Source organism: Ensifer sp. Root558 (assembly GCF_001427045.1).
Lineage (GTDB): Bacteria > Pseudomonadota > Alphaproteobacteria > Rhizobiales > Rhizobiaceae > Ensifer > Ensifer adhaerens.
Genome location: NZ_LMGC01000013.1, coordinates 56,281 through 70,455, shown reverse-complemented (window position 1 = coordinate 70,455; position 14,175 = coordinate 56,281). Strand labels below are relative to the sequence as shown.

At 63.6% G+C, this 14,175-nt stretch carries 9 protein-coding genes; 3 read left to right on the top strand and 6 right to left on the bottom strand.

Going from position 1 to position 14,175, the window contains the following annotated elements; translation table 11 throughout:
• Positions 1–45: 45 nt before the first annotated feature.
• The 6 genes from ASD63_RS17155 to ASD63_RS17130 form a co-directional block, all read right to left on the bottom strand.
• Entirely contained in the window at positions 46–1,764 is a 1,719-nt protein-coding gene (locus ASD63_RS17155) for a dihydroxyacetone kinase family protein (protein ID WP_060520519.1), read from the bottom strand.
• Between the two features lie 13 nt (positions 1,765–1,777).
• Positions 1,778–2,716, bottom strand: a complete 939-nt coding sequence (locus ASD63_RS17150; protein ID WP_060529557.1) for a sugar phosphate isomerase/epimerase family protein — start codon at positions 2,714–2,716, stop codon at positions 1,778–1,780.
• An 88-nt stretch (positions 2,717–2,804) separates the two neighbouring features.
• Positions 2,805–4,343: a tripartite tricarboxylate transporter permease gene (locus ASD63_RS17145; RefSeq protein WP_034800081.1), complete on the bottom strand. Its 1,539-nt coding sequence runs from the start codon at positions 4,341–4,343 to the stop codon at positions 2,805–2,807.
• A 136-nt stretch (positions 4,344–4,479) separates the two neighbouring features.
• Positions 4,480–4,980: a tripartite tricarboxylate transporter TctB family protein gene (locus ASD63_RS17140; protein WP_034800080.1), complete on the bottom strand. Its 501-nt coding sequence runs from the start codon at positions 4,978–4,980 to the stop codon at positions 4,480–4,482.
• A 61-nt stretch (positions 4,981–5,041) separates the two neighbouring features.
• Positions 5,042–6,028 (bottom strand): tripartite tricarboxylate transporter substrate binding protein, encoded by a 987-nt coding sequence (locus tag ASD63_RS17135; RefSeq protein WP_034800079.1) that lies wholly within the window; start codon positions 6,026–6,028, stop codon positions 5,042–5,044.
• 75 nt (positions 6,029–6,103) lie between these two features.
• Positions 6,104–7,147 carry a 4-hydroxythreonine-4-phosphate dehydrogenase PdxA gene (locus tag ASD63_RS17130; RefSeq protein WP_060529556.1) on the bottom strand — a complete coding sequence of 348 codons (1,044 nt, stop codon included), beginning with the start codon at positions 7,145–7,147 and terminating at the stop codon, positions 6,104–6,106.
• Positions 7,148–7,351: 204 nt separating this feature from the next.
• On the opposite strand from ASD63_RS17130, the gene ASD63_RS17125 reads away from it, so the two are divergent.
• The 3 genes from ASD63_RS17125 to ASD63_RS17115 all read left to right on the top strand — a co-directional run bounded on the left by ASD63_RS17125 (position 7,352) and on the right by ASD63_RS17115 (position 14,168).
• Positions 7,352–8,038 carry a GntR family transcriptional regulator gene (locus tag ASD63_RS17125; protein ID WP_034800075.1) on the top strand — a complete coding sequence of 229 codons (687 nt, stop codon included), beginning with the start codon at positions 7,352–7,354 and terminating at the stop codon, positions 8,036–8,038.
• A 467-nt stretch (positions 8,039–8,505) separates the two neighbouring features.
• Positions 8,506–12,162, top strand: coding sequence for a FecR domain-containing protein (locus ASD63_RS17120; protein WP_060529555.1), 3,657 nt, complete (start codon positions 8,506–8,508; stop codon positions 12,160–12,162).
• On the top strand, positions 12,162–14,168 hold the full coding sequence (locus ASD63_RS17115; RefSeq protein WP_082572905.1) for a CHASE2 domain-containing protein: 2,007 nt from the start codon (positions 12,162–12,164) through the stop codon (positions 14,166–14,168). The genes ASD63_RS17120 and ASD63_RS17115 overlap by 1 nt, the downstream gene beginning before the upstream one ends.
• Positions 14,169–14,175: the final 7 nt, after the last annotated feature.

Below are 14,175 nucleotides of genomic sequence, written 5' to 3'. Positions count from 1 at the left end.
TCCGATCGGGCGACGGCGCCGCCCGATCGGAGGAGATATCGTTTCTTAGGCCTTTGCGGCCTGCGCCAGGACACCGGCGGCAACGCGTGCCGTCAGCGCCAGAGAAACGGCGCCGGCGTCCGGATGACCGATGCTCTTTTCCGCAAGCGGCCGTGCCCGGCCGAGCTTCGGCGTCAGGCTCGAAGTGGCTTCGGCCGCTTCGGTCGCAGCCTTTGCCGCCGCCTGCCATGCCTCGATCAACGGCTTTCCGGCGGCAAACTCGCGCTCCAGGGTCTCGACGAAAGGCACCAATGCATCGACAAGGGTCTTGTCGCCGACACGGGCGCGGCCGAGGCGGGTCACGCCATCGAGTGCACGGCGGGCACCGTCGACAATCGCGGCATCGGTCGGGGCTGCATCATCGTTGAAGGCATTGCTCCAGGCGCGCAACAGCAGGCCCCAGATCGCGCCCGACGTGCCGCCGGCCCGGTCCGCCCAGGCATCGCCCGCGACCGCCAGAACGCTGGCGGCGCCTGCACCCGCTGCAACCGCCGCCTTCGCGGCATCGTTGGCCGCGGCCGAACCTCGGCGCATGCCCTGTCCGTGGTCGCCGTCGCCGGCAAAGGCGTCGATGCGACCGAGTTCGTCTTCCGCCTGCTTCAGCGCCTCGGCCATTTCGCCGATCAGCCGCGCAATGCACGCGCCGCTCTGACGGGAGGTCTCGGAAGCCGCTGCGAAGGAAATGGCGTCCTCGTCATCCTTGAGCGTGTCCGTCGCGGGCTCGGTGGCGATGATCGCCCCCTTGCGCAGGGCCGGCGCATCGCAAGCCGCGCGCCAGTAGGTCTCGAGCTCGTCGTTCAGCCACATCAGCGTCAGCGAGCAGCCCTGCATGTCGAGGCTGGTGACGAATTCCCCGCATTCCGGATCGACGATCTCCAGGCCAGCCGCCTTCAGTTCCTTTTCGATCGCAACCCAAAGCACGAAGAGTTCTTCATACTTGGTCGAGCCGAGGCCGTTCAGAAGCGGTGCGACCTTGCGCACATCCGCCGGCCGCTCGGCGAGCAGTTTGCCGACGAGCAGCTTCGCGAACTCAGTTGCCGAAACCATCTTTTCTTCGCGGATACCCGGCTCGCCGTGGATGCCGAGACCAAGGGCCATCTCGCCCTTTGGAACGGTGAAGAGCGGACCCTTGGCGCCCGGAAGCGTGCAGCCGCCGAAAGCCACACCGAAGGAGACGGTGCGGTCGTTGGCAAGACGGGTGACGCGCTCAACTTCGTCGAGATTGAGGCCCGCTTCCGCTGCGGCTCCGGCAACCTTGAAGACCACGAGGTCGCCGGCGATGCCGCGGCGCTTGGCCGGGGTTTCGGCAGAGGCGCTCGCCACGTCGTCCGTCACCGGCACGATCCGCACGTCGATGCCTTCGGCGCGCAGCCGCTCGGCGGCAACGCCGAAGTTCAAGACGTCGCCGGCATAGTTGCCGAAGCCAAGCAGCACGCCGCCGCCCTGATCAGCCACCCGGCAGACGCGGGCAACGGCCGCAGTCGAAGGTGAGGCGAAGACGTCACCGGCCACGGCCGCATCCGCCATGCCCGGGCCAACATAGCCGGCAAAGGCCGGGTAGTGGCCGGAGCCGCCGCCGACGACGACGGCGACCTTGCCCTTCGGCACTTTGGTCGAGCGCACGACGCCGCCCTTCACGAGACGGACGTTGCGCGCGTAGATCGAGCTGAATCCGGCAAGCGCGGTCGTCGCAAATTCTTCCGGTGCGTCAAAGATTGTGGTCATCGCGTCTCTTCCCTTAGTCGCGAGGCAGAATGCGCCTCAGATAGTCCCGGTTGGCGGCGCTGACGGAGAGCCCGTCGCCACCGTAATGCTCGCAGAGAAACGGGCTGTCGAAGCCATGCGCCAAGGCCATACGGATCGCCGCCCGATAGTTGATAACGCCGAATTCCAGCGGCGCCGGATGGGTGACCACCAGCCCCGAGGTCTCATCCTCGGTGCGGTAGTAATTCTTGACGTGCCAGTATTTGGCGAAGGGTGCAACCTTGGCCATCATCGGCTGCCAGTGCTCGACCGGGCGGTGAAGGCGCACGAGATTGCCGAGATCGGCATTGATGCCGACGTTCGGCAGGCCGACATCGGTAACGAAGCGCACGGCGCTGTCGGCCGAGCCGATATAGGTGTCCTCGTACATCTCGAGCGCCAGCTCGATGCCGAGTTCCTCGGCATGGCGACCAAGTTCGCGGATGCGCTGAACCGCTTGTCTCCAGACCGCGGGGTCTTCCGGGTTCTTGACGCCGTCGACGGTCCAGAACCAGAGCGCTTTCTTCTGCGCGTCGGTCAAAGGCCCGAAGAAGCCGAAGGAAACGGAGCCGGCGCCGATGGCCGCAGCCGTGTCGATGACCCGATGTCCGTAGGCGAGATATTTGTCGCCATGCTCCGGATCAATGACGCTACGCCGCGAAGTCGAGATCGCCGGCATGGAAAGGCCAAGGTCACGCGTCAGCTTGACGAAGTCATCGCGCCGCGCGGCCGGGAGGTCGGCCAGCCGGATCCAGCTGTCGGTCGGGTCGAGCTCGGTGAAGCCGGCGTCGACGACATCGGCGAGTGTCTCGGCCCATTGCTCGACCGACTGATCCTGCACGGAGCTGCCGTCTGCTAGCACGTTCGGATACTGGATCATCGCGGCCGCGATCGGCCAGGTTTCACGGGTCCATTTGCGCGATGGGTTCGCCATGGTTTTCCTCACTTATTTTGCGACGCAGTCTATAAGCAGACCGCGCCGCGCTTTTCCGATGCGCTTGTTTTGAGGTGCGGCGGCTCCGTCAAGCCGCCGCGCTGCCGTCGCCATGCGGCGTGGCCGCATCTTGCTTGCGCTTGCGGACCAGGCCGACCAGCCCGAAGACAAGCGGCGACAGCAGAAGGGCAAGAGCAAGCGCCATCAGAGAGGAAACCAGCGGGTTTGACCAGAAGATGTTCAGGGTACCGCCGGAAAGAAGCATCGACTGGCGGAAGGCGTCCTCAGCCTTGTCGCCGAGCACCATGGCCAGAACCAGCGGCGCAAGCGGGTAGTCGAGCTTCTTGAAGACGTAGCCGAGTACGCCAAAGCCGATGACCATGAAGATGTCGGAGACCGAGTTTGCCACCTGATAGGCGCCGGAGAAGATGACGGCGACGATGATCGGACCGATGATCGCAAAAGGCACGCGCAGGATCGAGGCGTAGAGCGGCACGGTGGCGATCACCAGGAAGACGGCGACGACGTTGCCGAGATACATGGACGCGATCAGGCCCCAGACGAAGTCCGGCCGCTCGGTAAAAAGCATCGGGCCGGGGGTCAGGCCCCAGATCATCAGGCCGCCCATCATGACGGCCGCCGTTGCCGAGCCGGGAACGCCGAGCGCCAGCATCGGCAGCAGCGCCGAGGTACCGGCCGAGTGGTCGGCGGTCTCGGGTGCGACGACGCCGCGCGGGTCGCCCTTGCCGAACTTCGACTTGTCGCGGGCCGAGCGACGGGCAACGCCGTAGCTCATGAAGGAAGCCGCGGTCGGTCCAGCGGGCGTGATGCCCATCCAGATGCCGATGATCGTCGAGCGCAGGATCGTGAACCAGTAGCGCGGGATCTCGACCAGCGTGCGACCGATCTCGACGAGCTTGACGCGCGCCTTGATGCCTTCGAAGCGCAGGCCCTCTTCCGTCGTCAGCAGCAGTTCACCGATGCCGAAGAGCCCCATGACCGCGATCAGGAAGCTGACGCCCTTGATCAGCGTCGGGATATCGAAGGTCAGGCGCAGGTCGCCGGAGATCGTGTCCATGCCGACGGAAGCAAGCGCGAAGCCGAGCATCATCGAGACGAGCGTCTTGAAGGGCGATTGCGCGCCCATCGAGATGAAACTTGCAAACGCAAGGAAGTAGACCGCGAAGTATTCCGGCGACGAGAAACGCAGTGCGAAGTTCGCGACCCAGCCGGAAAGCAGTGTGATCATCACGACGCCGGCCAGCGCGCCGATGCCGGCGGATACGAAGGCGAGCGTCAGCGCTCGGCTCGCCTGCCCGGCTTTCGCCATCGGATAGCCGTCGAACGTGGTCGCCACCGACGAGGGTTCGCCGGGAATGTTGAACAGGATCGATGTGGTCGATCCGCCGAAGAGCGCCCCCCAGTACATGCAGGAGAGCAGGATGATGGCGGAGATCGGGTCCATCGAGAAAGTCAGCGGCAAGAGCAGCGAAACGCCGTTCGGCGCGCCAAGGCCGGGCAGCACCCCGACCAGAATGCCGAGCGTGACGCCGATCATCATTAGCAGGATATGGTTCCAGCTGAGGATGTGGCCGAAGCCATCGATCAGAAGACCGATATTTTCCATGTCATTCCTCCCGGGGCTTAAAGCACGTCACGATCCTTGGGTCCGTTCCTGCGCTTTAAGTCTTTGATTTTTTTTGCTTGTCGTTAGCGCAAGACCGCTGTGCGCGCTTACGCGACATGCTCTTGAGCGGTCGGGATCAATAGATCCCGAACCAGGCCTCGATCGGTCCCTTGAGCAGGGGAACCTTGAAACCGAACTCGAATACGATGAAGAAAAACAGCGAAACGGCGATGCCCGACGGCAGCGCGATCCACCATTTGTAGCGCCCCTGGAAGAGCATGGTTCCGGCGATATAGAGCGCCGTCCCGACATAAAGGCCGAGCCAGGCGGATACGCCGGCAAAGACAACCAGCGGCAGCAGGAACGATGCCACCACCTTGGCGCGGTGACCGTCGATGAAGATCTCACCGGACCCGCGATGTTTCACGAAGGCGTGGATCGCATTGGCGACGCTTCCGAGAAGGATCAGAAGCCCGACATAGAAGGGAAAATAGCCGGCTTCGGGACCGAATTCCGTCCAGCCCGCGCCGATATCGAGAGATCCGTAGCAGACCGCAGCACCGAAGGCGCCGGTCAGTGCGGCAACACCAAGCTCAACCGCGAAGCGGGAGACCCCATTCGCACCGTTCTCGCTCATGATCGTGACCTTTCAAAGCGAATGACGGGCGCCGGATGGCACCCGTCCCGATCGTCGCCTGTTAGTTGGCGAGCCAACCTTCGCGCTTCAGCACTTCGCCGACAGCAGCGCCATCCATTTCGATGGCGGCCTTGAAGTCGTCGCCGGCGATGTAGGCGGGCGACTGCGACGTGTCGGCCAGGTACTTCGCCCATTCCGGCGTTTCCGAAACCTTGCGCATCAGGTCCGCATAGAACTTGACCACATCCTGGTCAACGCCAGCCGGCAGCCAGACGGTGCGCGGCATGGAGTAGTTGTCGATGGCGATGCCCGAATCCTTGCAAGTGGGGATGTCGCTCCAGGCCTTGTCGCCGGCAACCTTGGTTTCGTTCGAAAGCTTGACGCTCTTGAAGACGCAAAGCGGCTTGACCATGCCGGCCTGCCACTGGCCGAGGTTTTCGCTCGGGTTGTTGACGTTGGCATCGAGGTGCTCGCCGGCGAGCTGAACGGCCGCTTCGCCGCCGCTTTTGAACGGGATGTAGTTGATCGTCGAGCCGGTCGTCTCGTTGATCATCGAGGTCAGGATCTGGTCGACGTCCTTCGACTGGCTGCCGCCGATCTTGAGGCCGCCTTCCTTCGCCTTGGCGGCAAAGTCGGCAGCGGTGTTGTAGGAGGCCTTGCCGTTGACCCAGAGAACGAACTCGTCGGAAGCAAGCGCCGCAACCGGCGTCAGGTCTTCAGCCTTGTAGGGAACCTTGGCGCGGACCGGCAGCAGGTAGGCGTTGTTGGTGCCGAATGCCAGCTTGTAGGCGTCGCCCTTGTTGGTCGCCGTGTAGACGAAGCCTTCGGCGCCGCCGGCGCTGCCCTTGTTGGTGACGACGACCGGAGCCTTCATCAGCTCGTACTTGCCGATGATCGCCTGGATCGTGCGGGCGAAGATGTCGGTGCCGCCGCCGGGGCCGGCGGTGACGACGAATTCAACCGGACGATCGGGCTCGAAAGCGGCGGCCGGAGCAGCAACGCCGAAAACGGCTGCCATGATGCATGCGATGGAGACGGTATTCTTCATGCGGGTCCTCCCGTTTTTGTGGTTCTGCGGCGCAAGACCTCCTCCTGCGCCGTTATTGCTTGAAAGCGTGCGAAATCAGGCAGCAGCCTTGAGAGCCGCCTTTTTCTTCGCCATGCGCACTGCCAGAAGCAGCGCTTCGCGGCTGGCGCCGACGTCGGCAATACCCTTGCCGGCGATGTCGTAGGCCGTGCCGTGGGCCGGGGTGCAGAGCGGGAACGGCAGACCGCCCATCATGGTCACGCCCTTGTCGAAGCCGATCAGCTTCATCGCGATCTGTCCCTGGTCGTGGTACATGGTCATGACGGCGTTGTAGCCTTCCTTCAGGGCGCGGCCGAAGACTGTGTCAGCCGGGAACGGGCCGTCGACGTTGAAGCCGCGCGCCTTGGCCTTTTCGACGGCCGGCTCGATGATGTCGATCTCTTCCATGCCGAAGCTGCCGCCGTCGCCGGCGTGCGGGTTGAGACCGGCAACAGCGATCTTCGCCTCGCTGTAACCGGCTTCCTTGAGGCAGCTCTGGGTCAGCTCGAGCTCGGCAAGGATCGCCTCGACCGACAGGTTGTCGGCCACTTCCTTGATCGGAATGTGCGAGGTGACGCGGGCGTTCCAGACCTTCTCGAGAACGTTGAATTCCCGGACCTTGCCCGTGAAGTTGAGAACGTCGGAGACGAAGCGGATCTCGTCGTCGTAGCCCGGATAGGCAAAGCGCATCGCCTTCTTGTTGAAGGGCGTGAAGCAGACTGCTTCCGCCTTGCCGGCATGCGCCAGCTCGAGCGCTACGCGAAAGTTGCGGGTCGCAAAGGTGCCGCCCGCAAGCGTCGCCTCGCCGCGAACGACGTCGGCCGGATCGAGATGGCCAAGGTCGACGAACACGTGGCGCTCGGTCCCGACAGCGTCGAGGTCCTCCAGGGTCGAGGATGCAAGGTCGAGCGTGACGCCGGCAATGCGGGCGCCTTCATCGAGGATACGACGATCGCCGATCGTGATGATGTGGGCAGCCTCACGAATATCGGAAAGCGCCAGCAGCTTTGCCGTGAGCTCCGGGCTGATGCCGGCCGGATCGCCCATAGCGAGCGCGATGACAGGACGCGCGCCGTTAGCGGCTACACCGTTGGTCGTCATGAGAGATGTCCTCCACTTCATTCTTTCGAGAGCCGTCATACGTTATTCAAAATTCTGCATCAAGTCTTTTGTATTCTGTATGCAGCATTTTCTGTTGACGATATCGGGGGCCGTCTCCATGCTTTAATGAGACAGCGCTGATTCAATTGGCGCGAACGGGAACAGACGGCCGACACTTCAGTCGCCAGATGCAGAAGCGAAACGATGAACGAAATTACCTCTCTGGAGAAACGCCCCGAGGGCGGCCCCGGCCCGATCCGACGCACTGCGCTGCACGACACGCTGGTCACGCATCTGCGCGACATGATCATCGAGGGTGATCTCTCGCCCGGCACGCGTCTGCATGAAGGTCAACTCGGCGAGCAGCTCGGCGTTTCGCGCACGCCGCTGCGCGAAGCCATTAAGTATCTGGCGAGCGAAGGACTGGTGGAGCTCGTTCCGAGCCGCGGCGCCGTCGTCAAGCGTTTCAGCGCCAAGGACGTGCGTGACATGCTGACGGTCTTGCAGACGCTGGAAGAGCTTGCCGGCAAGCTCGCCTGTGAAGCCGCCAGCGACGCCGGCATCGCCGAAGTGCGCGCGCTCCACGACGAAATGGTCTCGCGCTACAAGGCCGGTGACCGGCTGCAGTATTACAAGCTCAATCAGCAGATCCATTCGGCCATCGCCCAACTGGCGGCAAACGCCGCCTTGGCGGATATGCATGCGATCTTGCAGACGCGGCTGAAGCGCATTCGCTTCATCGGCCACGAGGGGCCCGAAAAATGGGCAGCGGCCGTTGCCGAGCATGAGGAGATGATCGTCGCGCTCGAAGCCCGCGACAAGGCAAGGCTTTCCGAAGTTCTCGGTCGGCACCTCATGAATGCCTGGGAACGGGTGCGCGCCGCGGTGTAGGCGACGCTCCAGCTTCGGCGCAAGTGAGCCCCGCGGGCGCACCTTCTGTCAGAACTTCGAACAGGCGTTCGCAACGGCCTCGGCATCTCCCGCGGCCACCTGCTTTTTCCCCGCGCGAATTGCGTCGCGCGGTACCGGGGTTTGCGGTCAGCGCCTTTCCCGAGACATCCAGGCTCGAGAGCTTGGAGAGCAAGCCCTGCGTCCCCAGCAGACGCGCCAGCCACCGAGGGAAGCCGACGGCAGTTCGACGGCAGGTTCAGGGACGACACACTCGCGTGCAACAGTGAAGAATCCGTCCGCCACCAAGCAACGGCAGGCGATGGCAGCGTCGCTGTCCGCCTGGTGTTACAGATTTGCCTCCCGAACAATCTGCATTGCTTGGAAAGCAATTAAGGATATTCGATTTCAATTGACTTTAACCTGATCGAAATTCACTGAATCTACGTGGGGCGGAGACAGGAACGAAGATGGGGCAGCAACGGCTTCGGGGACTGCTTGCGACAGTGGCAATCCTCTGTCCAGGCGCAAGCATGGCAGAGCCGGTTCAAAGAACACCGCCCGTCGCCGGATCGGTGATTGCCCGCAAATCCGGTGAGGAAGTGCGCTTCGTCGACGTTTCGAGCTGGCGTTTCGTCGATCTCGCACAGGACCTTTTGTCCGGCGATATCCTGCGCACTAATGCGACCGGGGCGCTGGCGGTGCTTTTCTCCGACCACACCCAGATCCGGCTCGGCCGCAACACGGCGTTGCGCGTCAAACGCATGGGCACAGGCAGCGATACCAATCTCGAACTGCAGTCAGGCACGATCTGGGCACGGGCGGAGCGTGGCGGCCAGGGCCTGACGATCGACACGCCGGCGGCAACGGCTGCCATTCGTGGCACCGACTGGACACTGACGGTCGCCGGCGACACGACCTCGCTGACCGTGCTTGAAGGCGTGGTCGAACTCAGCAACGAACTTGGCAGCGTCACCGTGAAACAGGGCGAAGGCGCCGTTGCCGCCATCGGGAAAGCGCCGACCAAGATCGTGATCGTGACGCCGAAGGACCGCGAACAGATGCTCTTCCATCTGTCTTTACGCGACGCCTTCGCGCTCATGCCGTCAACCCCGCTTAAGGTGCGCGACATGCGCAATGAGCGCGAACGGATCGAAGCCCGGCCGGAAGCGTCGCGCTCGGCCGAAGACTGGCTGACACTCGCCGAAATCCAGCTGCGGTTCGACGGGCGAGCCCAGGCCACAGCCGCCCTTCAACAGGCCCGACGCCTCGGCCTCAATCGATCTCAAGCCGCGCGCGCCTATCTCGTCGAAGCGCTGATTGCCGGTTCTGAAAACCGCTACGGCGATGCGGCACAGCTGTTCGAGAAGGCAGCCCCCGGGCTCGACGCCGACCGCCGCTCCGTCGCGGCCTTTGGCGGCTATTTCGCACGCGCTCTCGCCGACCCGGACCGGATCGAGCAGCCGCCATCTCAGGCGACAGGTGCCTATGGTGCGTTCGCTGCGGCCTGGACCGCGGGCTTTCGCACCGATATCCGCGCAGCGATCGAAACGATCAAGAAGGCGGAAAGGCGATATCCGGACGATCCGTTCCTTCCAGCCGCCCGCGCGCAATTTGCAATGCTGCTCGACGATCGAGACGAAACGCGCGCCGGTATCGAAAAGGCGCTTGCGAACGATCCCGACGACCCGACCGCACTGGAATCGCGCGCCAAGTACCGCTTGCTCATTGAAAACGATCGAATAGGCGCGCTGGCGGATCTCGAGCGCGCTTTGGAAATCACGCCGGGCGACCCGTCGCTGTGGAACTGGGTGGGCCTGGCAAAAAGCGAGCGGGGCGACAATCGCGGCGCCGAGAGAGCATTCCAGAAGGCCGTGGAACTCGATCCGGCCGATCCGCTTTACCACGCCAACCTGGCCTATCAGTACCTCGATGAAATGCGGCTTGCGGAAGCAAAGCGCGAGATCGATACGGCACTCGCGATCGATCCTTCCTTCGACCTCGTGCTCGTCGCTCGCGGTCGGTACCATTTGCAGAACGGCAACCTGGACAAGGCGATCGACGACCTCTTGGCCGGTTCGACGGCCAACCCCGCCTATTCCAACGCGCAATTGCTGCTCTCGGCGGCGCATTATGAAAAGGGAGACCGCCTTCCGGCGGCACAGGCCCTCGACAATGCCGACCGGCTCGACCCGAACGACCCCGTCGTCGCGACCGTGCGGACCGCGATTGCGATCGACGAATACGATTCCGATGCGGCGATCCGCTATGCGCAGGAGCTTATGCGGCGGACGCGGGCGCGCGGCGGCGAAAGTGCTCCGCTCGGCGCCAACCAGGATGCCGGATCGACGCTCAACGACGCCTTCCGCCTGCAAGGCCTGAACGCCTGGGGGCAATATTACGGCGATGTGGTCTTTGATCCGTTCACGGGATCGAGCTATGTCGACCAGGCGATCCGCGGCAGCGTCAATCCGCTGTTCAACACCTATGATTTCGATGGCAGCCCCGTCGTCAACACCGCCAATCCGCAGAGCTTCTCCGCCTTCTTCCAGGGGCTGCTGATCGAGCCGCACATGCTGGCAAGCCGCGAGCGCACGGCCAATCTCGTCCAACGGCCGTTCTTCGAGGCCGCGGTCGCAGGCGGCATCATCGCCGACAGCGACCATGAGGGCGGGATCGGCGAAGCGGAACTGCGCGGGCTGACGTTCTCGCCCTTCCCGATCAGCGTCTACGGCAATCTGCATTGGGAAAAGCCGCGCGATACGATCGATATCGGCAATGGCCTGGCGATCGAGCGTGAAGCACGCCTGCTTGGCGGCAATGGCTATGTGACGGCCTCCCCGACGCCGGATGACAGGGTCGTGGCCTATGCCAACTACGGCGATCTTGATGATAGACGCAGTATTTTCGATATCCCGGATCCCCGCGCGGCCCCTCTGAAGCTCGACGGGCTGAGCGACGACGATTCCTCGCGGCTACTCTCGGGCGTGGCGTGGAGCCATACCTTCGGATACCGCAATATCGCCAATGCCGCGTTCTTCTTCTCCGATCAGAATACCACGGAAAACGAGCGGATCCGGCTCACGGACCCGCGCTTTCCGGACCTTGCCACCAGCCGGAGCGAGGACAAGCAAAGAACCTATATCGCCGCCATCAATCACCTTTACGGTGACGGCGATTTCACCTGGCGCTACGGCGTCGAAGGCGGCGTGGTAAAGTCATCGAGCGCGTTCGACATTTTTGACCCGCTGGGCGTCAGCACCGGCAGCAGCAATGCGCCCGTCATCGCGTCCGGTTCGACGTCCGCCACACAGACGGTCGCCAAGGCTTACATCGACACGATCTACGAAATCACGCCGGACCTGAAGACGGAAGGCGCCCTCTTTGCCCGCTATATCGAAGGCGTCAACGACGGCGATGTCAGGCTCGAACCGAAATTCGGCATCGCCTGGGCGCCGGCCGAAGGGCATTGGCTGCGGGCGGCAGCCATGCGCGATGGCCTCAACTTCGACGTCGCCACCCTTGCGCCGATCGGCATCGTCGGGCTGCAGCCGAACCAGCTGCGCTTCGGCGCCGAAGGCTATGCCGATACGCTGGCACTACGTTGGGACGCGGAGTGGAACAGCTGGTTCTTCACCGCGCTCGACTACCAGCACCAGGAGGTGCGGCAACTCGCGCTCGACATTCCGCTTTCGACCACCAGCCTTGCGTACGCCAAGGTCGGGCTCGACCGGGTTGCGGCAACGGCGAACTTTGCCATCGGCCACGGCTTCGGCCTCTCCCTGACAGCGGCCCACACGGAAGCCGACGTTAAGGAACACACCGGCAGCCAGCCCGGCGAACTGCTGTTCGTGCCGGAAAACACCGGCCAAGCGGCGCTGACTTGGGTCAGCACGGCGAACGTCAAGACGACCGTTGCCGCCAACTATGTCGGTTCACGACCCGGCGGGTTAAAGACGCTCGACGACTTCTGGACGCTCGACGCCGCCTTGCAATGGGAACCGTTCGACAAGCAGATCGAGGTGGATCTGGCAGCCTTCAATCTGCTCGATGAAGATTTCGAGCTGGGCAATGGCCTGCCGGGTTGGGGACGAACGTTCAAAGGCACGATCAAAGTGCGGTTCTGATGGAGGAGCGCGTCGCCGTGCAGGCATCGAGCGGTCGGTCCGGACAATGGGACAGCCCCCGCTTCCTGCAACGGCGGTTGAAACTTCTTGCGCTTGCGGTTTTCGTCGCCATCGCGCTGTCGCTGGCGACCTTGACCAATGCCTGGCGGCTGAACGAGTTGCGCAGCTTCGACTACCTGTCGACCATCGACGGCCCGCCGCTGCCCGAGGACAGCCCGATCATCGTCGCGATCGACGAACCGTCGATGGCCGAAATCGGGCGGCAATGGCCCTGGCCGCGCGCCCTGCATGCGCGCCTCATCGAGGCGCTGCGCAAGGCCGGCGCACGCGCCATCGGCATCGACGTGATTTTCGCTGAACCTTCGGCCGATGCCGCCAACGACGAGGCGCTGGAAAAGGCGCTCGGCGCGGACGTGGTTCTTGCCGGAGACCAGACGCTGGTGGAGGCGCCGCAGGCCGACCAGTTCGTGCGCACCGAGCCGCTCGCCCGCTTCATCGCAAAGGGCGCCTGGACCGGGATCGCCTCCGTCAGCCTCAGCGGCGACGGAACGTTGCGCGCCGTTCCCGACTATCCGGACGGATTTGCCGCCGTGCTCGCGGCAATCGCCGGCGCAAAATCGCACGCACCGCCAAAGGACGCGCTGATCCAGGTCTTCGGACCGGCGCGGACCTATCCCACCGTCTCCTATTACCAGGCGCTCGATCCCGACAATTTCCTGCCAGAAGGCATGTTCGAGGACCGTGTCGTGCTCGTCGGTCTCAGCCTGCAAAATGCGCCATCGATCGCCGATGGCGGGGCCGATGCCTTCACGACATCGGATACCGTACATTCGAACAAGCTCGTTTCCGGCGTTGAGATGCAGGCTACCATCTACGACAATCTGGCTCATGAGCTTTTCGTAAAGCGCGCAGCAAGACCTTATGTGGTTGCCGCCATTGCGCTGGCCGCGATGCTTGCGGCCTTTTCGGTGCTGCGGACGACCGGCTGGCGCACGCTTGCCTATGGCGCCGTCGCCATCGGCCTGATCATCGCCGCCAGCTATGCCGCGATGCGTCTTGGCCACGTCTTTCTGTCGCCGCTTGGGCCTGGGCTTGCGTTCCTTGCCGTGACTGCCGGCCAGGCCGGGCTCGACTATGCGGAGGAACGCAAGAAGCGCCGCGAAATCACCCGCGCCTTCCAGCAGTACCTCTCCCCTGCCCTTGTCGAGCGCCTGGCGAAAGACCCGTCACACCTGAGGCTCGGCGGCGAACGGCGCACGCTGTCGATCCTCTTTTGCGACATCCGGGGCTTTACCACCATCGCCGAGGAAATGAAGGAGGATCCGGAGCGTTTGACGGCACTGGTCAACCGGCTGCTGACGCCGCTTTCAGAAGCTGTTCTCGAACAGGGCGGTACCATCGACAAATATATCGGCGACTGCCTGATGGCCTTCTGGAACGCGCCGCTCGACGACCCCGACCATGCCGTGCATGCAGTCGGGGCGGCGCTCGACATGCTTGCGCGGCTTGAATGGGTGAACCGGGAACTCGAAAGCGAGGCGAAACGGGAACGCCGACCGGCCCAAACCTTGAGGATCGGCATCGGCATCAACACCGGCGAATGCGTCGTCGGCAACATGGGCTCGCACCAGCGGTTCGACTATTCGGCCCTTGGCGACGCCGTCAATCTGGCCTCGCGCCTCGAAGGCGCATCGAAGGACTACGGCATCTCCCTGCTCCTCGGCGAGGAGACCGCGCGTCTCGTCGAAAAGACCTTCCCGATCGCCGAACTCGATCGCATCACCGTCAAGGGCCGCACCGCCGTGTCGCCGGTCTTCACCGTCGCCGTCGGCGCCAGGAAGGACGCGATCGAACGCCACCAGGCCTTCGTACAGGCCAAATATGACGGCACGCTTCGAGCTCATGACGCGGTGTTCGACCAGTTGAGGAGCGCCCTGCCGCCACTCGCGCGCTACTACGAAAGGGAGCGTTCCCGTCTCGATACGTCGCGACGGGAACCGAAGTGAGCAGCCA